This window comes from Desulfomonile tiedjei (assembly GCA_016212925.1).
In the GTDB taxonomy this organism is placed as follows: domain Bacteria; phylum Desulfobacterota; class Desulfomonilia; order Desulfomonilales; family Desulfomonilaceae; genus JACRDF01.
Genome location: JACRDF010000050.1, coordinates 161,513 through 181,772, shown reverse-complemented (window position 1 = coordinate 181,772; position 20,260 = coordinate 161,513). Strand labels below are relative to the sequence as shown.

At 55.2% G+C, this 20,260-nt stretch carries 16 protein-coding genes, 1 tRNA gene and 1 pseudogene; 13 read left to right on the top strand and 5 right to left on the bottom strand.

What is annotated here, in order from left to right; translation table 11 throughout:
• Nucleotides 1-19 precede the first annotated feature (19 nt).
• The 4 genes from coaBC to HY913_22985 all read right to left on the bottom strand — a co-directional run bounded on the left by coaBC (nt 20) and on the right by HY913_22985 (nt 4,401).
• The gene (coaBC, locus tag HY913_23000) at nt 20-1,228 is read right to left on the bottom strand and encodes a bifunctional phosphopantothenoylcysteine decarboxylase/phosphopantothenate--cysteine ligase CoaBC (protein MBI4966165.1); all 1,209 of its coding nucleotides are present in this window, start codon (nt 1,226-1,228) and stop codon (nt 20-22) included.
• 673 nt (nt 1,229-1,901) lie between these two features.
• Complete coding sequence (locus HY913_22995) at nt 1,902-2,102, bottom strand: hypothetical protein (protein MBI4966164.1); 201 nt, start codon at nt 2,100-2,102, stop codon at nt 1,902-1,904.
• Between the two features lie 259 nt (nt 2,103-2,361).
• A complete protein-coding gene (locus tag HY913_22990) occupies nt 2,362-3,786 on the bottom strand; it encodes a CoA-binding protein (protein ID MBI4966163.1) in 1,425 nt (474 codons plus the stop codon).
• 180 nt (nt 3,787-3,966) lie between these two features.
• On the bottom strand, nt 3,967-4,401 hold the full coding sequence (locus tag HY913_22985) for an acyloxyacyl hydrolase (protein MBI4966162.1): 435 nt from the start codon (nt 4,399-4,401) through the stop codon (nt 3,967-3,969).
• Between the two features lie 719 nt (nt 4,402-5,120).
• On the opposite strand from HY913_22985, the pseudogene HY913_22980 reads away from it, so the two are divergent.
• Together HY913_22980 and HY913_22975 are read left to right on the top strand one after the other, a co-directional pair.
• A pseudogene (locus HY913_22980) lies at nt 5,121-5,650 on the top strand (tyrosine-type recombinase/integrase).
• Between the two features lie 8 nt (nt 5,651-5,658).
• A tRNA-Arg gene (locus HY913_22975) sits at nt 5,659-5,735 on the top strand.
• 165 nt (nt 5,736-5,900) lie between these two features.
• Here the strand turns inward: HY913_22975 and HY913_22970 are convergent.
• Nucleotides 5,901-6,248 carry a cupin domain-containing protein gene (locus tag HY913_22970; protein ID MBI4966161.1) on the bottom strand — a complete coding sequence of 116 codons (348 nt, stop codon included), beginning with the start codon at nt 6,246-6,248 and terminating at the stop codon, nt 5,901-5,903.
• Nucleotides 6,249-6,433: 185 nt separating this feature from the next.
• On the opposite strand from HY913_22970, the gene HY913_22965 reads away from it, so the two are divergent.
• The 11 genes from HY913_22965 (at nt 6,434) to HY913_22915 (ending at nt 20,227) form a co-directional block, all read left to right on the top strand.
• Entirely contained in the window at nt 6,434-7,195 is a 762-nt protein-coding gene (locus HY913_22965; GenBank protein ID MBI4966160.1) for an IclR family transcriptional regulator, read from the top strand.
• A 127-nt stretch (nt 7,196-7,322) separates the two neighbouring features.
• Complete coding sequence (locus tag HY913_22960) at nt 7,323-9,014, top strand: glyoxylate carboligase (GenBank protein MBI4966159.1); 1,692 nt, start codon at nt 7,323-7,325, stop codon at nt 9,012-9,014.
• A gap of 333 nt (nt 9,015-9,347) precedes the next feature.
• Nucleotides 9,348-10,649 (top strand): iron-containing alcohol dehydrogenase, encoded by a 1,302-nt coding sequence (locus tag HY913_22955; protein MBI4966158.1) that lies wholly within the window; start codon nt 9,348-9,350, stop codon nt 10,647-10,649.
• 4 nt (nt 10,650-10,653) lie between these two features.
• Nucleotides 10,654-11,502 (top strand): MoxR family ATPase, encoded by an 849-nt coding sequence (locus HY913_22950; GenBank protein ID MBI4966157.1) that lies wholly within the window; start codon nt 10,654-10,656, stop codon nt 11,500-11,502.
• A gap of 68 nt (nt 11,503-11,570) precedes the next feature.
• Nucleotides 11,571-12,401: a VWA domain-containing protein gene (locus tag HY913_22945; GenBank protein ID MBI4966156.1), complete on the top strand. Its 831-nt coding sequence runs from the start codon at nt 11,571-11,573 to the stop codon at nt 12,399-12,401.
• Nucleotides 12,402-12,463: 62 nt separating this feature from the next.
• A complete protein-coding gene (locus tag HY913_22940) occupies nt 12,464-13,849 on the top strand; it encodes an FAD-binding protein (protein MBI4966155.1) in 1,386 nt (461 codons plus the stop codon).
• 21 nt (nt 13,850-13,870) lie between these two features.
• Complete coding sequence (locus tag HY913_22935) at nt 13,871-15,286, top strand: FAD-binding oxidoreductase (GenBank protein ID MBI4966154.1); 1,416 nt, start codon at nt 13,871-13,873, stop codon at nt 15,284-15,286.
• Between the two features lie 2 nt (nt 15,287-15,288).
• Nucleotides 15,289-16,437, top strand: coding sequence for a (Fe-S)-binding protein (locus HY913_22930; protein ID MBI4966153.1), 1,149 nt, complete (start codon nt 15,289-15,291; stop codon nt 16,435-16,437).
• A gap of 19 nt (nt 16,438-16,456) precedes the next feature.
• A complete protein-coding gene (locus tag HY913_22925; protein MBI4966152.1) occupies nt 16,457-16,741 on the top strand; it encodes an MTH1187 family thiamine-binding protein in 285 nt (94 codons plus the stop codon).
• 46 nt (nt 16,742-16,787) lie between these two features.
• Nucleotides 16,788-18,080: a nickel-dependent lactate racemase gene (gene larA, locus HY913_22920; protein MBI4966151.1), complete on the top strand. Its 1,293-nt coding sequence runs from the start codon at nt 16,788-16,790 to the stop codon at nt 18,078-18,080.
• Between the two features lie 206 nt (nt 18,081-18,286).
• Entirely contained in the window at nt 18,287-20,227 is a 1,941-nt protein-coding gene (locus HY913_22915) for a cytochrome c3 family protein (protein MBI4966150.1), read from the top strand.
• The last annotated feature ends 33 nt before the right edge of the window (nt 20,228-20,260 follow it).

The window sequence follows — 20,260 nt, the reverse complement described above, 5'->3', positions numbered from 1 at the left end:
TTGCAGCTCGCGGAAATAATTATTTCCGATTGCGAGGGCTACCTTGTCTCAGTTTCAGGACGCGATCCAGGATTAGATCAGCGACCTTGTCCTTGGACAACAGGTCCATCTGTTCTTCCTCTCCGGACATATGCAGAAAGCGTACGATATTTGTATCGTAATCAAAGCCTGCTCCGGGCTTACTCACATCGTTCAGCACCAGCATGTCCAGGTTCTTTTTCCTGAGTTTTGCCCTTCCATTCTCCAGCACGTCGTTGGTTTCGGCCGCGAACCCTACTAGAATCTGGCCCTTGCGCTTGGATGTCCCCAGCTTTTGCAGTATGTCCTGATTCTTTACCAGTCGTATGCTGGGGGGCATGTCATCTTTCTTCATTTTGGCCTTTTTCATTTGAGCCGGACGGAAGTCCGCCACTGCCGCGGCCTTTATGACCACATCCGACTGAGGAAACGCCTCCATGACCCGGTCGTACATCTCACGGGCCGTCCGCACCGGCACATGACAGACCCCTGCTGGGACCGGGATTCTTATCGGGCCGGCTATCAAAGTCACTGAGGCCCCTCTGGCCAGTGCTCGCCTTGCCACTGCCACACCCATTTTCCCGGAAGAGCGGTTCGTCAGGAATCGGGCAGGGTCGAGAGGCTCCTCGGTCGGGCCTGCTGTGACGAGTATCCTTTCGCCTTCCAGGTCCCGAGGCGCAAAGAACCCCTTGATCTTTTCAGCGATTTCGTCAGGTTCGGGCATTCGGCCCTCGCCTGTCCAGCCGCAAGCCAGGTAACCGGCTGCGGGTTCCATGAGGTGATACCCCAGTTCCTGTAGCTTACGGATGTTCCCCTGAACTACCGGATTTCGATACATGTTGACGTTCATGGAGGGACAAATCAGCACAGGGCAAGTGACGGCCATGATTACTGTGCTCAACATATCATCGGCTATACCCACGGCAAGCTTTCCGATGGTGTTGGCTGTGGCCGGAGCAATGACAGCGACGTCGGCCCTATCCGCCAGCGAAATGTGCTCCACGGAAGGCCGGTGTCTTTCGGCCCACATATCGTCGTAAACCGGGTTGCCGCTTACAGTAGCCAGCGTAAGAGGCGTGACAAAGTGCGTGGCAGCGCGAGTCATAACAACGTGGACATCCATCCCTGCCTGAACCAACAGGCGCACCAGAATCGGACTTTTGTACGCGGCTATGCCCCCGCTTATTCCCAGAAGAACGCTCCCGGCCATCGGCTTATCCTTTGAATCCGCCCCTGTAATTGTTTGTCCATGTTGCTGATGGATCGTTCCTCATCTTCGATAGATGTCCCTTGCCGTTCGAACAGCACCGCGATCCTATCTTTTAGATTATAGCTTATTACTCGTCTTACACCACGGTTAGCAGGTGATATTTCCAAAAAATCCGTCCCATCTGAAGCAGGTCGCGTTTTCACCCCGAAATGCTGACAGTCCGTACAGTCCTAAATTGTCTGATACTCAAGCAGAAGAGGAAGAGGGGACCGTTTGGGTCCGGTCCTTGTTATTCCGCGAACCGTGCCTGGAACATGACGCCAGAGCTTCGGCTCTCACGGTTCGGAAGCTTACATTCTTACATCAATCGCTTATATCAACTAAGCCTGGGACTGTCAACGAAGGCCCTGCGCCCGTCAATGGGCGTTGAGGGCACCAGAAACTCTCCGCGTGCTAATGCACCATCACTACTTGAGCGCGAAGCCTCAATTGACCGGCTGTCATGTCAATTGCGATTCAATATCTTCCTTAAGCAGCACAGTTTGTACGCAACCTAAAAACTTACCATTCTCTAAAATGGGGGAAACTGTCACGAGAAGGACCTTTCCATAGGGCTTGGCTTGGTAACGGAAAGATTCCGTCCTTCCTTCTCTGAAATCCTTCAGCATCAAATCTAGTTTTCTGTTGGAAGCTGCCTTATTGTGTGTGAATGAACATCATTGCCCACGTATACAGGTTTACGGTCCAGGATTTTTGCCGCTTGCTTATTATAGTGAAGGAGCGTTCCTTCTGTGTCGATTATAGTGACAGCTACTCCCAGGCCTTCCATCGCTAACTTGATCAGATCTGCTGCTGCTTTCATTTCTTTGGTCATCGGTATTGACTTATCTCCAGGTAGTATACCACTCGTTAAATGGAAACATAGTACCCGGTAATCCGCCAGCATCCCTCCTGCGCGATTCTCCGCGAAATACAGCGCGTATTATCCTTCGGCAAAGCGGGAAGGTAAGGCCATGGGAATTCTGGAGGAGGATGGAATGGGGCTGCAGTGTTTTATGGCTCTAGGACGCTGCCCCAATACTAACGCAGAATCCAGGCCATTCTTTTCAGAGGCAGGTCACGCAGGGGCCATCTCAGTTTCTTGTTCCGTACTCAAGCATTAGGGAAAGCAGCTGTGCGATCTCGTCGAGACGATTATAGATACGAATCCCTTGTTTGTTTAAGTCGAATATCGCTTGGCTTTCCCATATACTATGGTGGCTCCCGATGAAAACGGGAATCCCCATTGCCTTTTCCAGGGATTGAACTCCGCTCATCATCTGCTTCTCAATTTCGAGAAATGCCTTCATTGCAACTGGGGTATCCTTATCGTGGCGTCCAGGCCGACCAAACCCATGCACAACGAGGGCATCCACTTCGCCTGATTCAAGAATGTTTCGGGCAAGCCTGAGTAGGATGTCGACGGACCCGAAAAGCCCTGAGGCACCCCAATCGACAGGGTTTTTTGTTGAGGCCCTAACAGGTAGACCCGTTGACCCGAGCGCTTTTCGTAGCCTCAGACTGAATTCAGGGACCAATAGTCCCTCCGTTTCAAGAGAATCTGTAAGGGCTACCCCCCATGATCCCCCCATCGTGACAACACCTATCCTGGGACCTCGCAAGCGGGGGCGCTCGATCAACGCATGCCCAATCGGAAGTAGAAGCTCCATCGTTGGCGCGACAATGATGCCCACTTGACGAAAAATCCCTTCGTAAATCTCTTTTTGACCACAAAGTGCTCCGGTATGGCTGTGAGCTGCCCGCGCGCTACCCGTTGATTGTCCTGCCTTGTACACCACTACAGGTTTTCTCCTGGTCACTTCGCGGGCAGTTCTGATGAAGCGCCTTCCGTCGCGGATTCCCTCAATGTACGCGAGAATACCCTCAGTATGCGAATCAAAACCGAAATACTGCAGAAAGTCCGTCACCGTTAAGTCACACTCATTCCCAGTGTGAATGAATTGACCTACCCCCATACCTCGATGAGAACCGGAGGCGAGGAGGTCGTACATGGCATAGCCACCTTGGCAAACAGCGGCTAGAACAGTTGGGGTTGAGAGCTCGGGACCGTACGGGGATGCATTGAATGCCGAATGGAAGTTGAACGATCCGCTCACGTTCGGTCCCAAAATTCGCATTCCAGAACCGCTGGCAACTCGGACCAGCGATGCTTCTCTGTCTTTGCCGAGTTCGGAGATTTCTCCAAAGCCTGCCGACACGATAGTGACTCCCTTGATCCCATGTCGACCACAGGCGGCAACCGTCTCCTCAACAGATTCGTCTGGGACGATGAGAATGGCAAGGTCAACCGGCTCTTTAATTTCTGAAACGTCATTTAGGGTGGGGATACCGAACACCTCGCCTGAATGGGGGTTCACAGGATAGATCCTGCCCGAAAAGCCCGTAGAAAGAAGCCCCTTCATGATAAATGAACCCCAGGACACGGGCCGCTGGCTAGCCCCGATAACTGCTACAGACTTGGGGTTGAGGAACACTTCTAGGTTTAAGTCTAAATTCATTTTCATAGCTCTGGAGACTCGCGCGAAGTCTTGAATCTGAGAATAGCTTCCTTTTCCTCAAGGTCAAAAGAGAAATTACAACGCTCAACCCATTCCGGCGGGGGGCCTGCCCGAGGGGGGCCGGATTGCCAGCCTATTTCACTTAGACAATTGATCGAGCACAGAACTACATATCCCTTCTCAGAAGGGATATCGAAATGCTACCAAACCCTGTATCATATTGGTTCCAGGGTTGTGGCTATGGATCTCGTTACTCGTGCCCCACATACTTGCGTTAGAAATGTGCCTCCACTGAACGCCTAAGGACACAATTGCGTTCTCACCTATAGACTTTTGCAAACCGAAGCCCGCCAGCAACAACCAGTTCCAGCGAGAGCCTGCATTCCTATAAGTCTCCGTCACATAGTCTATGCCCACGCCGCCCTCAACATAGGCGTCCCAATGAACGTATCTACAAGGAAATGTGAACCGAAGTTTAGGGAGTCCTCCCAGTTCATACCCACAGCGGAAATTACGGTTGTGCGTACGATCTGCGGCGCTTTCACGATAAATAACATACGAACCGAGCAAAGCAAACTGGAACTCGGTAAACCACGGCCCCCAAGGAGTCATCATAGAATATCTCTTAAATGGGGCACTAACTTCGAGGGTTACGTAATCCAGTGGGGTCAAAGTTAGGAAAGTCGTGCCATAGGCCAGTTTTACAAGGTAATCCGATAAAGGGTGCACCACACACGGTTTTGGCACAAAATTCGCCCTAGGGGCGCTGAGGACCGATTGGGCAGTGCCCATTGCGGCTCTCGCCACATAACCGTCAAAACGTGGATCAAGCGATACGTCCCACCCCGCTGCATGCGAGCAGTTCAGGCAAACAATGAATCCGGCTGCCAAACCAAAAAACCGAAACAGACGATAAACAGGGCGCATGATCATTTCCATACCCTTAAACAGCAAATGAACGCCAGAAAACAACGCTGAGCCAACTAAGACAAATGCGCCCTCATACAGATTACAACTTCGAAAACCTCGGGGAGACCCACTTGTGTCACAAAACCCCTTCCTTACCCCGTGAGTCAATTGGGGGAGCAGAACGGACACCTGTCTACACCGAGATTCTCTTGAACTGGCGACTCATGTAGTAGGGACAGCGCAATTTGTAAAGAGTTAAATTAGGATGTATGCGGAGGTCTTGCCATTTTTTGGTGTTCTAGGGTGACTTGCTCTCAGATCGGCATAGCACTTGTTAATTGGAGACTTTGTGCCTGGTAATCCACCACCATCGCTTCAGAACAAATCTCCGCCTTTTCAATGAACTTCCGCCTTACTTGGCAAAGATGGCCCTTTTTAAGGTGAACACTGGCTCTAGGGATCAAGAGGTCTGTAGTCTCCGCTGGGAATGGCCGGTTCCGGTTCCCGAGTTTAAAACCAGCTTTTTTATCATCCCTGCACAATGGGTTAAGAACTGGCAAGATCGTCTGGTCGTGCTTAATCGGGTAGCCAAAGCAGTGGTGGAAGAAATGCCTGGGGGCATCCTACGTATGTTTTCTCATACAAGCGTGAGCGGGTGTCCAGAATGAACCACCGTGCATGGAGAGAGGCACGAAGACGGATAGGGCTTGAACAAGTGCGAGTTCATGACCTGAAGCACACCTTTGGCCGGAGACTACGAGCCGCGGGAGTTTCATTCGAGGATCGTCAAGACCTTCTGGGACGCAGGCCAGGGAGAATCACAACCCATTACTCGAAGGCAGAGCTTCAAAACCTTATCGAGGCTTCCAACAAGGTTTGTCGAGCGCAGTCCCGCAAAAATCCCCCATTCGTGGTATTGAAAAAAGGAGACAACCTTGTTAGGATGGCCTCCTAAAACGTGTTGCGCCCGTAGCTCAGTTGGATAGAGCAACGGACTTCTAATCCGTAGGTCACAGGTTCGAATCCTGTCGGGCGTGCCAAAGAAAACAAGGGGTTAGTTGGTCGATGACTGAGTTCGGGTGGGCCGACCTCATCCCGTGCCTTTATCCACGTCTTTTCACGATTTGTCTGCCTAGATCTCAAAGCGCCGCTATACAGCGGGGAATGCTTAACTACCACGTCGCTCTTTTGCCCATGAACTGACGTCAAGCCAGAAAAGGGTAGTAGACATCGTAGGCTACGAAGTCTTCTTCTATGCTGTGAGGCTGATGCCTGACGCCTTTGGGAATACGTACGAAGCTGCCTTCGACCATGGGCACGTCCCCGATCCCGTCGATCCAAATCTTCGCTTTGCCCTTGATCACATAGATAATGTCGTCGCACTCGTGGGTATGTTTTTCCACTTGGGTACCAGGGGGTAGATGGAGCAGCAGACAGGTGAGGTCCATCTTCTCGTCGCGATTGGATAGCAAATAAGCAACTTTGGCCGTGGCCAGTTGGGGATGAGGCTCCCATTTGACATCCGCCTTGTGAACGATCTTGACTTCTTCCATTTCTCCTTCTCCTTCCTGGAGTAGTTTTGGAGCGATGTTAGGTGTTGTGCCGTTTTTTTACCATTGGGTCGGAGAATTGGTCAACTTGAAAAAGGGGGTAGACAACGCGCGAGCCCTGTGCCACAATGTAGACTGCTGGTCCACATGGTGGAACGCAGCAACGCCGGACCCCACAGGAACCAACCATGGGCAAACTCACGTCCCTGGAAAAAGGGCTGCGCCTCCTTGACGCTGTCGCCAAGGCCAAGAGCATAGGGTTGCGCGAACTCGCAGCGGGGCTGGGATTCCCTCCGTCCACGGTTCACCGTCTCTCGGGCATTCTCACCGCATGTCATTTCCTGACTCAAGATCCTGAAAGCAAGAAATATCGGCTGTCTTTGAAATTTCTGGAACTGGGCGCGGCCGTCCGCGAAGACCTGGATGTCATTTCCGCGGCGCGGCCACACATGTCGGCGCTTGTGGAAGCCACTTCCGAAACGGTGAATCTGGCTTTCTTCGATAGTGCGGAAGTGATTTACGTGGACCAGGTGGCAAACTCAAATTCTCTCTTGCGTATGTTCACTCGTGTGGGCACCAGGGCCCCGCTTCATTGCACCGGGGTGGGCAAGGCGCGGCTGGCTGCTCTGCCCGATGAGTTGGTGGCCGAATATTGGCGCTCCGCAAAGAAAGAACGTTTTACAGTGAATACGATTGCAGATGAACCGAGCCTGGGGAAGGAGCTACAGGTAATTCGGCGGCTGGGCTATGCCGTGGACAACGAAGAAATGGAAATCGGTGTCCGATGCGTGGCTTGCTTAATACGCCAGAATAGGACCGGCATCGTCGCTGCTTTGAGTATTTCCGGGCCGAGTTCGAGATTGACCGCGGACAAAGTGCCGTTCATCGGGGAGTTGGTTAGGCAAACGGCCGGCCGTATTACGGCCGACCTCGGTTACACGGAGAAGTAATCACCATGAAACTGATTCTCGCAGGAGATCGACCGATTCCACGGTTCGTATGCGACGAAGCACTCGAAGGATGGATGGTACTCTCGAAATTCAAGACTGGGGCACTGATAACAGGGAGGGTTTTGCCATGCCAAAGATGACCGCAATGGATGCGGCGGTTTCTATCCTCTACGATGAGGGTGTCCGCCATATTTTCGGAATCCCCGGAGCGGGGATTCTTCCTTTTTATCAATCGCTGAAAAACCACGGAAGAATTAAGCACATGGTATGCCGCCACGAGGAGGGCGCTATCCACATGGCTGACGGGTACGCTCGGGCCATCGGCACCGTAGGTGTGTGTGCAGCCACTTCAGGACCGGGGGCTTCCAATTTCATCACAGGTCTTTATACTGCTCAGGTCGATTCCATCCCGCTGCTGGCACTAACCGGTCAGAACGTCCGGGCGCAGTTGGGCCGTGAGGCGTTCCAGGCGGTGGACATAGCGGAAATTGCCAAGCCCGTTACCAAGAAGGCTTACTGCGTCAAGGAGCCGGCCATGATCCCCTGGGTTTTCCGGGAAGCGTTCAAGATAATGCGTGAAGGCAGGCCCGGGCCGGTATTAATCGACCTCCCTTTGGACGTTCAGAAAGGGGAGATAGTCTACGACCCTGAAGCCGATGGGCCGTTGGGAGTCTCAAAGCTCAAGCCCAATGCAAGGCAGGTCAAGAAAGCCGTGGACATGCTCATGGCCGCGGAACGGCCGGTGTTGCTTTTGGGTGGCGGCGTCATTATCGCCGATGCCTGTCAGGATTTCGTGGCTGTAGCGGAATACCTGCAGATTCCGGTTGTGACTTCGTACATGGGCAAATCGGGAATTCCTCATTGCCACCCTCTGATGGCAGGCCAGGTAGGCATTCAATGCAACACGCCGTCAGGCAACCAAACGTTCCTGGAATCCGATCTGGTCCTCGCTGTGGGCGCAAGGTTCAATGATCGCCATACGGGCGATATCAAGGTCTACACGGGAAACCGCAAATTCATACACATCGATGTGGACCCTGGGCAAATCGGCAAAAACCTGGTGCCCGAACTGGGTATATGCGCGGATGCCAAGGAAGCTCTAACCGCGATCCTCGACGAAGCCCGAAGCCGCGGGCCTGCTCGCCGGCCCGACCCCTGGGCCAAGAAGGTGCCCGACTTATGCGCGCAGTTGGCCCGAAAAGTGGATTACCCCGATGTGCCTATAAAAGCTCAAAGGGTCTTCAAGGAACTTAACGAGTTTTTCGACGACGAGACCGTTTTTGTGACCTGCATCGGTTTGAACCAGATCTGGTCAGGGCAACTGCAGCAGATTTCCAAACCCAGGCACTACCTGGACTGCGGCGGCGCGGGTCCGCTGGGTTGGGACATGCCGGCAGCCATTGGGGCAAAGGTGGCCCGGCCTGACAAGCAGGTCGTCCAGGTTGTGGGCGATTTCGGTTTTCAATTCTGCATGGAAGAGCTTCCGGTAGCCGTAATGTACGGGACTCCGTTCGTAATTGTGGTGCTTAACAACGGTTATCTAGGGCTTATCCGCCAGGCCGAGAAATACACGTACGACATGAACTACGAAGTGCAAATCTGGTACGACGGTATCAACAACGGTCGAGGATTTGACTTTGTCAAGTTCGCGGAAGCTTGCGGCGCGACCGGCGAGCGCGTGGAGGACCCGGACCAAATAAAGGAAGCTTTGAAGCGCGGAGTTGCAGCCAAGACGCCGTATGTCATAGACATCATCCTGGAACGTGAAACTGACTGCTCCATGGGGGCGTCTATTGATGCGGTCAGGGAGTTCGTTTAGTTCGCCCGAGAAACCCACGTGCTGTGCATGTGATCAGAGGCTTTTGGCTTTGCCGGTAGCCAGCTTGGAGCGTTCCTGCCAACCCAGCAGCCGAAGCCGTCACCCCGGCGAAAGCCGGGGTCCAGGAGTCTCAAGTGGAACGTCGGACCGATAATACTGGATTCCGGCTTGCGCCGGAATGACGTTAAGAAGCGCCGCATCAAGGGCAGGCGGCGAATTCGACGGCATGCCACTATGGGGGCCAGTGGCAAGGCCATGTGCTCTGCTCATGGATCTTTACAAACGATTTTACACCAGCGTATTGGTTAAGCCCCTCAGAAACGGAGGTGAATTATGGCTGACGCTATTTCTCGGGCCAAGGCCATCCTGAGAGAGTTCAAGGGAGACTCTTATGCCTTTGGCTTCGACGTGTTGAATCAGATTGGCCCCTTTGCCGCGGCCCTGGTGGCTCAACCCGCCGCGGGCAAGAAGGCCATGTTCGTGGGACCCGTACAGTTCGAGTGGTTCGCTCGGTACAAAGACCTCGTAGTTAGTTATCTGACCGGTGCGGGCCTGGAGGTAGTGGACATAGTACAAGGCGCCGCGCCGAATGCGCCATTTGCAGACGTGTACCGAATCCACTCCCACATCATGCATAAACGGCCGGATGTGCTGGTTGTGATGGACAGCGGTTCGAGCATCGACGCGGTGAAGGCCGCGGCAGTCATAGCCACCCTCGGTGATGTCACACCGGAAATAGACCCATATTTCGGAGTGGGCAAGGTAACGGAGGCCTGCCAGCGTACCGGGCGCAAGATCATGCCTGTGCTGGCCGTCATGACGGCTGCCAGTTCCGGGGCCCATTTGACCAAGTATTCTAATATAACGGACCCTGTGAAGGGCCAGAAGAAACTCATCGTAGACGACGCGATCACCCCTCCCAGGGCCGTTTTCGATTACAAGGCCACCCTTACTCAGCCCGTTTCGCTTACTCAGGATGGGGCCCTTGACGGATGCGCCCATTGTCTGGAGATTTACTTTGGATCTGCGGGAGACATGGAGCCAAAGGCCCGCGAGGTAGCCGAAGTGGGAATCGATCTTCTGGTATCGGGTCTGGGCGAACTGACGAAGGACCCCCAAAGCCTTGACGCCCGAATGAAGCTCGGTTTGGGCACGGACCTCGGGGGCTACGCCATCATGATTGGAGGAACCAGCGGAGCGCACCTGAATAGCTTTTCGCTGGTAGACGTGCTATCTCACGGCCGAGCGTGTGCGCTGATGAATCCGTACTATGCGGTATTCTTCGCTCCCGCGATTGAAGAAAAGCTCAGGGTTGTAGGGGCCGTCTACCAGAAACACGGTTATATTGAGGCGAATCTGGACATCCTGAAAGGCCGCGACCTGGGAGTGGCCGTAGCAGAGGGTATGGTCAAACTCAGCAAGGCAATCGGGTTCCCCACGAAGTTGACCGACGTGCCGGGGATAACCCAGGCTCACGTGACCCGCTGCCTCACGGCCGCGAAGGACCCCCAATTGGAGATGAAGCTCCTGAACATGCCTGTGCCTTTAAAGGCCAGCCAGGTGGACGATTATATGGGGCCTATTCTCCAGGCCGCGTGGGAAGGACGTTTTGAGCTAATCAAGAACTTTGGTTAGAGCCATGACTAGTAACGGGCTTCCACCACTTATCGGCAGGGAACAGGAGTTGGAGCTTCTGCTCGCCTGTCTGAAGGCAGGCCGCAACCTGTTGGTCGAAGGGCCGGTTGGTGTGGGCAAGACGCGCTTGGCCCAGGAGGCCGCCAGAGCGATGAACCGGCCCATAGTTCGGGTCGATGGCGATGAACGCTACTCTGAAGAGAAACTCACCGGCTGGTTTGATCCACCCGCGGTGGTTTCCCGCGGCTATGTTCCGGAAGCGTTTCGGCCGGGGCCGCTTCACCTGGCCATGAGTCAAGGGGCAGTGCTGTTTGTCAACGAACTCAATCGGATGCCGGACGGAGTTCAAAACGTCCTGTTGCCGGCTTTGGATGAGAAAGTCCTGGAAATTCCAAAAGTGGGGAGCATAAGGGCGGCTGAAGGTTTTCAGGTGATTGCCACCCAAAACCCCAAGGAATTTGTGGGCACTTCGCTTATCAGTGAGGCGCTTAGAGACCGTTTCGAGCTGCTGACACTCGATTACCAGAGCTTTGAAGACGAAGAGGCCATTGTCGCGCAACTTACGGGTCTCTCAGCCAATCAACTGGTAAGGCAGGCGGTATTCCTGGCTCGTGCCACACGCACCCATCCGCTCGTCCGCCGGGGGGCGAGTGTCCGGGCCGCAGCAAGTTTGGCCCTGATTGCCTCCAAGCTGGGAGGAGACGACGCCTTGAGCCGCGCCGCGGAGCTGGCCTTGCCCACACGCATTGAGCTGAAAGATGACCTGGAGGAAGATCCGCGGCTGAGCCTGGTTAAAATATTGGACGACGTGGCAAAAAAAAAAGAGGTCAGGCCGATGGAAAACGTCCGCTGAGGTTTACCGCGCCACAGCCGGGTGCCGAAGGACAACGGCCTGCATTTTCGCCGCGGGAAGACGAGGGGATGTTTCCCTCCGGGGCAACGTTCCTCTGTCCCGACTGGAAGACAACGCGAGCCCGGCCCAGAATAGGATCGTCAGCGGCCGACTTTCGGCGTATCGCTCTGCCGCGGCTGCTGGCCAGACCAGGGGTCCTTCAGGGGGTTGCGCGGACCGGAACACGTTTTCGGACGGTTCCTTACGGGACCTGCGGAGCCGGTGGGGAAGTCCTGGATTTGGAGTCCACACTGGAGCGGATCATGCCGGCCCTTGCTCATGATGGATCTATTCGCCAGGGTTCCGGTCTCCAGCGAGAGGACATCATGGTCCGGTACAAACCGGAGCCGGCACTGAGACTGCTGGTGATCCTGGATACAAGCCTTTCGATGGACGGGCCGCAGAGGCCAATGGCCGCGCTCATAGGAGCGGTGCTGGCCAGGCAAGCCCCAAGCGGCAGCCTGGCGCTCGTGGCTTTCCACTCGGAGCCAACATTGCTTATACGCTTTGGGGAACGGATCAAACCTCTGGAGGCCGCTTATCGTGTCCTGAGAGCGCCCCTGGGCGGTGTTACGAACATTTCCGCGGCTCTGGAGCATGGACTGTGTGTTCTGGCCGCTTCGGGCAACCGGCCGGCTCATGCCGTTCTGATAACCGACGGCGAGCGGACAGCGGGACCGGACCCCTGCGGTCCGGCAAAAAGGTTTAGAAAGCTTCACGTGATGCTTGTGGGAAGGCGCAATATGGTCTCGACCAGAGAAATGGCCCGCCTGGGAAAAGGACTTTGGCGACAGGTGGACCGTCCGGAGACCGTGCCGCAAACGTTGCTTTGGCTTATGCAGCGTCTTTGCAAGGATTGACGTCAGGCCTCAATGAAACTGCCGTAATCACGGTATCGCCTTGCCGCGAAGGAGGTTTCAGGATGGATATTCCTACCGTCAGACAGCGATTGAAGGAAATTGTCGGCGACCAGTACGTTTTGACTTCCGATGTGGACTTGATGCTTTACGGATATGACGCCTACCTGGAGATGAGCAGGCCTGACGTGGTCGTTATTCCCGGGAGCACGGAGGAAGTCAGCCGGGTCGCAAAGCTGGCTTATGAAGGCGGGGTTCCTGTCACGGCTCGCGGTTCCGGCACCAGTCTGAGCGGAGGGCCTGTGCCGCTCAGGGGCGGCATCGTGATCCACTTTTCCAGGATGAACCGCATCCTGGAGATTGACGTTGCCAACAAGAGAGCCAGGGTCGAACCAGGAGTAATAACACTGGATTTGCAGACCGCAGTGGCAAAGCAAGGCCTCCAGTACGCGCCTGACCCGGCAAGTCAGAAAACCTCCACATTGGGAGGCAATGTTGGAGAAAACTCCGGCGGCCCCCATTGCCTTAAATACGGCGTGACCACAAACCACATCATGGGTCTCAAAGTGGTGCTCTACGACGGCACCGTGGTGGACGTCGGCGGCAAGGCGCCAGATAGACCCGGCTATGACTTGACGGGTCTCATGGTAGGCTCGGAGGGCACCTTGGGCATAATTACCGAAATCACGCTGCGTCTCATTGAACAGCCCGAGGAAGTCAAAACACTGTTGAGCATTTTCGAGACCATCGAGGACGCGGGCAACACGGTATCGGCAATAATAGCCGAAGGGATTGTTCCGGCCACCCTGGAAATGATGGACAGATTGGTCATCAAGGCCGTTGAAGAATCCGTCCACGCGGGCTATCCACAGGACGCTGAAGCAGTGCTCATAATCGAACTTGACGGCCTCAAGGACGGTATGCAAAGACTTGCAGACCGGATTGTTGAAATTTGCCGGGCCAATCGAGTGCGAGAGGTGAGGGTCGCGAAGGACGAGGCGGAACGAAATACCCTTTGGACCGGCCGCCGCGGAGCCTTCGGCGCGATGTCCAGGTTGAGGCCGAGCTACATGGTCTGCGACGGGACCGTGCCGCGAACCAAGCTTCCCGAAGTGCTCAAGAAGGTAACAGAAATCGGCCGGAAGTACAATCTTCCCATCGGCAACGTATTCCACGCAGGTGACGGAAATCTTCATCCCCTAATTTTGTTCGATATCCGGGACGAGGAGGAGACTGCCCGGGTGAAGAAGGCCGGTTCGGAGATCTTGCGTTTGTGCGTGGACGCGGGAGGCACTATCAGCGGGGAGCACGGCATCGGCTTGGAAAAACTGGAGGAAATGTCGTTTATCTTCTCCCAGGATGATGTCGCCGCTATGTGGAAACTGAAGAACGCGTTCGATCCGGCAGGCCAACTCAACCCCGGCAAAGTGCTGCTTCCAGTATCTTCGTGAAGGCTAAGAGGGGACCGGAAAATGGATATAGATTTGCTGCATGAGGTTATGAGCCCGAAAATGGTGGTGACTGATTCAGCGACCGTCGCCGAGTTCTCCGTAGACGGCATGGTACCGGGGGCGGTGGTTTACCCGGCTAATTTGGGTCAGGCTGGTGAAGTATTGAAACTGGCCAACAAGGAGAATTGGGGTGTAATTCCCTGGGGCGGAGGCACCAAGATGGCGCTCGGCAAAGTGCCTTCGCGGTTTGATCTGGCGTTGAGCACCAGCAGGCTGGACAAGATCATAGACATTGACGTAGCCAATCTGACGGTCACAGCGCAAGCCGGAGTCAGGCTGGCGGATCTCCAGGACCTTCTAGGAGGAACCGAAAACAGATGCTTCTTCCCGGTGGATGGCGACCTCAAGACCCAAGCCGATTACATGTGCTCCGGTCGCGATTATAAGGGCGTCTTCTTGCCGCTGGACCCTCCATTTTCCGATCGGGTCACGCTGGGCGGCATGGTTGCGGCCAATTCCACCGGGCCGAAGAGACTACGCTACGGGCTTCCGCGTGATCTCATTTTGGGCATGAGATACGTGAGTCCCACCGGCGAGATCATTGGCATGGGCGGAAAAACGGTCAAAAACGTCAGCGGGTACGACGTTTCCAAGATTATGATCGGTTCCCTGGGTACGCTGGGGATTCTCGGAGACGTGACTTTTCGGCTTCTGCCGTTGCCCGAGCAAGTTGCTACAGTGGTGGCGGCCTTCGGAGCCTTTGATGCTGCCAGGGCCTTTGCGGACCGAGTACTGGGCTCGAAGCTTCTGCCCACCTCCCTGGAAATCCTGAACCGCTCGGGCCACGACCTCACTGGATTGAAGGGCCTAAATGTGCCGCCTGGGGGCTGGTGCGTGGCCGTAGCTCTGGAAGGATTCAGCGAAGAAGTGGAAAGGGAGGTCGCGGACCTCAAGGACATGGCCAAGAGAGAGAATGCCCTGGAATTGGCTGTGTTGGATCGCGAAAAAGCCACGGCCTTTTGGAAGACCCAGAGCGACTGCTGTCTTGCCCCCGCGGGCCAGGGAAAAGCGGTTGTCAAGTTCAAGGGCAGTTTCTTGATTTCGCATTATGCTGAAGTCATGAACGCCTGGACCGCGGCCTCATCCGGCTATCAGGTGGCGTTGACCGTGTCGGCAGGACTGGGCCTGGCCTACGCATACATTTTTTGCGAGCCCGATGCGGATTTGGAAAAGATTGCGGAACTGGGAGCGGCTTTCAGGTCGGTAGCTGAGCAGTACGAGGGAAGCATGGTCGCTGAGTGCGCTCCGGCGTCTCTTAAGCAAAGGCTGGATCCGTGGGGTAGTCCTCAAGGGGATTTCCTCCTTATGACAAGGATCAAGGACAGTGTGGATCCTCGGGGTGTACTCAATCCCGGTCGATTTCTTGGAGGGCTGTAGTCATGAACATCGTTCAACTCAAAAAGATGCAGTACGAAGAGGTGGCCAAGTGCACCCGGTGCGGGTTTTGTCTCCCGAATTGTCCCACTTACGCTGTGCGAAGGACGGAAGCCTTTACAGCCAGGGGGCGCAACGCCATCACTCGAGCGGTCATTGAGGGACGTTTGGAACTCTGCGAAGACTTGGCCCAGGCCATCTTCACCTGCCTTGGCTGCGGTGCGTGCACAAAGGCTTGCTTTCCGGCAGTGAATACAAGGGACGCGGTCCTGTCGGACAGGGCCTGTCTCACGGAAGTTCAAGCCCACCCGAAGATATTCGAAAAGCTCGCGGAAGCCCTGAATGAATACCACAACATTTCCGAAGACGATAACGAAGACCGGGCCGAGTGGCGAGAATACCTGAAAGGCATCCCGGATGAGTTCCTGGAAAAAGACCGGGCTGAAATCGTATACTTTGTGGGATGCGTGGCCTCGTTTTTCCCTCTGGCGCAAAAAATCCCCGCGGATCTTGCCACCATCATGCATTACGCGGGATTGGACTTCACGATTCTGGGCGGCGAAGAATGGTGCTGCGGCTTTCCACTACTGGGGGCCGGCATGCCGGAGAAGGTCACTGAACTGAAAAACCACAATCTTGAGAAACTGAAAAGCGTCGGTGCTCGGCAAGCGGTTTTCTCATGCCCCTCGTGCCTGCATACCTGGAAACATTTATACAGCCCCGAGGCTGAGCTGCTGCACGCCAGCCAACTGATGTCGAATCTGATCGAACAAGGCAAACTGAAACTCAAGCCGCTCAATATGAAGGTCACGTACCACGATCCCTGCGATTTGGGACGAAACACCGGTGTTTTCGAGGAACCTAGAGATGTCATAAAGGCCATACCCGGCATAGAATTCGTTGAGCTGCCGAACAACCGGAACTTGAGCGTTTGCTGCGGCGGCGGCGGCAACGTGGAGATGGTGGACCCTGACCTTTCAGCCGCAGTGGCTCAGCGCAAGATCGAAGAGATCCTCTCGACGGGGGCTGATACGGTAGTGTCTTCGTGCCAACAGTGTCTTCGCACCATAGTTACCCGCGCCCGCCGCGAAGGGATTGATCTCAAAGCTCTGGACCTGACACAATTGGTGGTCAAGTCCTTGACGCAGGAATAAATGGGAGGTGGCGTAAGCCATGATAGCCAGTTTTTCAGTATATCCAATTGGTGAAAGCACAAGCCTCAGCCGTTTCGTGAAGAAAGGCGTAGCCGTTGTGAAGGAGTCCGGTTACCCCTACGAAGTGGGGGCTATGTCCACATCAGTGGAAGTCCCGGACCTGGACGCTCTCTTTGACCTGGTAAAAAAGGTGCACGCGGCTCACGTGGCAGAGGGAGCCAAACGGGTAGTCATCGACCTCAAAGTGGATGACCGTAGAGACAAACAGGCAACTATGGCTTCCAAGAAAGCGGCGGTGACGTGATACCGCGGTTGGCCCCAGGGCCTATCTTCCGCAAGGGGAGCCGGCGATGAAATACCTTATGAATTATGGCCGGACCGGGTTGGGTTTGGAGTTGCCCGACCATTGGAACGTCACGGTTATCCGCAAGAAGCCGATGCCTGTGCTGCCGGAGCCGGTCGCTGCAATGGCAAGGGCCTTGAAGGAACCGGTCGGGTCCAAGCCGCTGATCGAAGAAGCCCAAGGACGTTCGAGCGCTTGCATCCTTATTTGCGATATCACTCGGCCTGTTCCAAACGGGTTAATCCTGCCGGCGGTCATCCGAGAGCTGTTGACAGCCGGCCTCAATCCGGAACAGATCACAGTCCTGGTGGCCACGGGCCTGCATCGACCCAACGAAGGAGCTGAACTTCGCGATGTGGTTGGCGACGAATGGGTGCTCAAGACCGTCAGCGTCGCCAACCACTTTGCCCGTAACGACGCGGATCATGTGGACCTGGGATTGACCTCCCGAGGTACGCCCATCAAGTTGGACCGCCGATTCGTGGACGCGGATTTACGCCTGGTCACCGGCCTTGTGGAACCCCATTTTATGGCCGGTTACTCAGGGGGACGGAAGCTGGTGGTCCCCGGTGTGGCCCATCAGGAGACCATCACGCGTCTTCACACCGCGACGTTCCTGGAATCACCGCGTTCTGCCAACTGCATACTGGACGGCAACCCCCTACACGAAGAGCAACTGGAAATCGTAAAGCGCGTCGGCCGCGCTTTGGGTGTCAACGCGGTCATTGACGAATTTCGACAGCCGTGTTTCCTGAACTTCGGCGACATCATACAGAGCCATCTGGCTGCCATAGATTTTATGAGACAGTACGCCGAGATAACCATTCCGCGACGCTTTCGAACCGTGATTACAAGTTCGGCCGGGTACCCGCTTGACAAGACCTATTACCAGACTGTCAAAGGGATGGTGGGAGCCATGGATGTGCTCGAGCCGGGCGGAGACCTCTTCATTGTCTCCGAATGTTCGGAAGGAATGGGCTCGGCGGATTACGTGGAAGCACAAAAAAAACTCATTGAGCTTGGATCGGACAAATTCCTTGACGAGTTGTGGCCCAAGGGAAACGCGGCGGTTGATGAATGGCAAACCGAGATGCAACTGAAACCCATGCGAATCGGGGCCATTCGTTTTTATGCCGAATGCCTTTGCGAAGAAGACCTGAAACTGACGGGTGTTGAGAGCTTCGCCGACTTGGACCGATTCCAGGAAGCTATTCGCAAAAGCGTGGAGCGGTCGGGAGATACGTCTGTAGCAGTGATTCCCGAAGGGCCTTATGTGGTACCATTTTGTCGGCACGAATAAGCAGGAATTCCGCTGGCAAGAGGACAGAGGGCGGATGGTAATCGCCGGAAACAATGTCCTAGAGTGATATCCATACGCCTTCAAACGAGTAAAATCCTGCTCTCGGTGGGACAGGCATCTTGCCTGTCTCTTGGGCAGGCGGGACGCCTGCCCCACCAACGCATAATCGAGCGCGGACGAAAAAGACGGTTTATTGCAGGCACATTATGGACCACGGCAACCATGCGATTCATTCACATTGCAGAGCCTACTGGCACGAGTTTTCTGAGTGGTTTCGGGCCTTTTCTTCGGCCCAGGCGGCTTCTGAAGCCGTAAGAGGGCTGAATGCTACTGGTCTGGCAGTCGCTCTAGTGCTGCTTGCAGCCTCGACGTTTTGCTTTGCTGTGGAGCCCCCGGATGCTGGGTCGTGGTTTCTGGACGCGGCCCGGCACCATGTTTCGGCCCATGGCCAAATCTCCTGTCAGGATTGTCATCCGAACGTGATCCGGCGAACGGCCCACCCTGACCCGGCTCAAGTCAACCGGAGCCTGCGAGATTTTTTTAGTGCCGAAACTTGCTATGGGTGCCATGACGGGACAATAATAAAGAAAAACCTGGAAATGGGTTTGCATGCGGGAAAGCCGATCAAGAAGGCCGAGGACTATTCACACTGTATCGCGTGCCATGATCCTCACTACCAACCCCGGCTCAGCAAGAAAGGTGCTTCGGAAACCAAGCCTGTCGTCCAAACCCGCGAACTGTGCTCCACCTGCCACGACCAAAAGCAAAAGCTTCCTGAAGCCGTGGGTGATGATGTCAAATGCCTGGAATGCCACAAGGCTTCCGACCCTCAAGACAGCGAGAGAGCCCGGAACATAGACCGGATTTGTCTCGGGTGCCATGGACAGGCCGCTGCGACTACTAAAGCGTCAGTGACGGTTCCTTGGATCGACAAAGGCAAGCATATTTTCAAAGGTCACAGCGGTCTGGATTGCTTGTCCTGCCATCGTGAGGCCGCGCGATTTGAGCACCATCGACAGAGTTCCCCGAACTGCCGCCAGTGCCATACCCCTCACAGAGAATCGATCATCCACGATGCCCACACTAAAGTATCCTGTCAGGCCTGTCACCTGGACCAAATCGAAGTGTCACGGGACCCGGGTACCAGAAAAGTGGTCTGGCAAAGGTCTGAGAAAACTTCACAGGCCAGTTGGCTTAATGTTGTGCGACCCGGCGAAGGCACGGGCTCCTGCCAACGCTGCCACCATGCAGGGAACCATGTCGGTGCGGCTGCCATGGTTCTTCCGGCAAAGAGCCTCATTTGTATGCCCTGCCATGCTGCCACCTTCTCAGCCAGGGATCCTATCAGCGTGTTGGCACTCGTCGGCTTTGGCCTGGGGATGTGTGTGGTCGCCTCGGTCTGGTTTACCGGAACACTTCGGCCCCGGGCCGGCTCGATTGCCGGAGCTGACCGTGGCATCAAGGCGGCTTTCTCTGCCCGTGCAGCCGCTGTCCTAAAGGCCCTGTTTCTCGACGGTTTATTCCAGCGGAAGCTCTTCATCCAGTCGCGGCTTCGCTGGATGATTCACGCTCTCATCTTTTTGCCCTTTGTGGTGCGCTTCGTTTGGGGCCTGGCGGCACTAGTTGGTTCACTGGCCTGGCCTTCTCAGGCGTGGGTCTGGCAGATGCTGGATAAGAACTGGTTTCTGACCGCATTCGTATTCGACCTTACCGGATTAATGGTGATTTTGGGCGTGATCTTGGCTATTCTCCGCAGACATTTTTCCCGTGATGAAGTAGTAATTGATGGGCTGCCTGAGCGCGACTGGTTGGCCGTCGGGCTTTTGGGAGGCATTGTACTAGTTGGATTCCTCCTTGAAGGCGCACGGTTGGCTATGACCGGCCCTGCCGAAGGCGCACGCTGGGCATTTGTCGGTTGGGCCTTGAGTTTCGCATGGCGCGGGACCGCTGGTTTGAACGAAATCTACGGGTACGTCTGGTACCTGCATGCGTTTTTGACCGGGGCCTTTTTATTGTATCTGCCCTTCAGCGGGATGGTTCACGTGGTCATGGCCCCGCTTGTTTCGGTTCTCAATGCTGCTGATCGCTTTCACGGCCATCGAGGTAGCTCTCGACATGGGAAGAATCATGGATCAGGGCACAGATAGCTGTTCAGACGGCTGTACGGTCGGCCTGTGCCT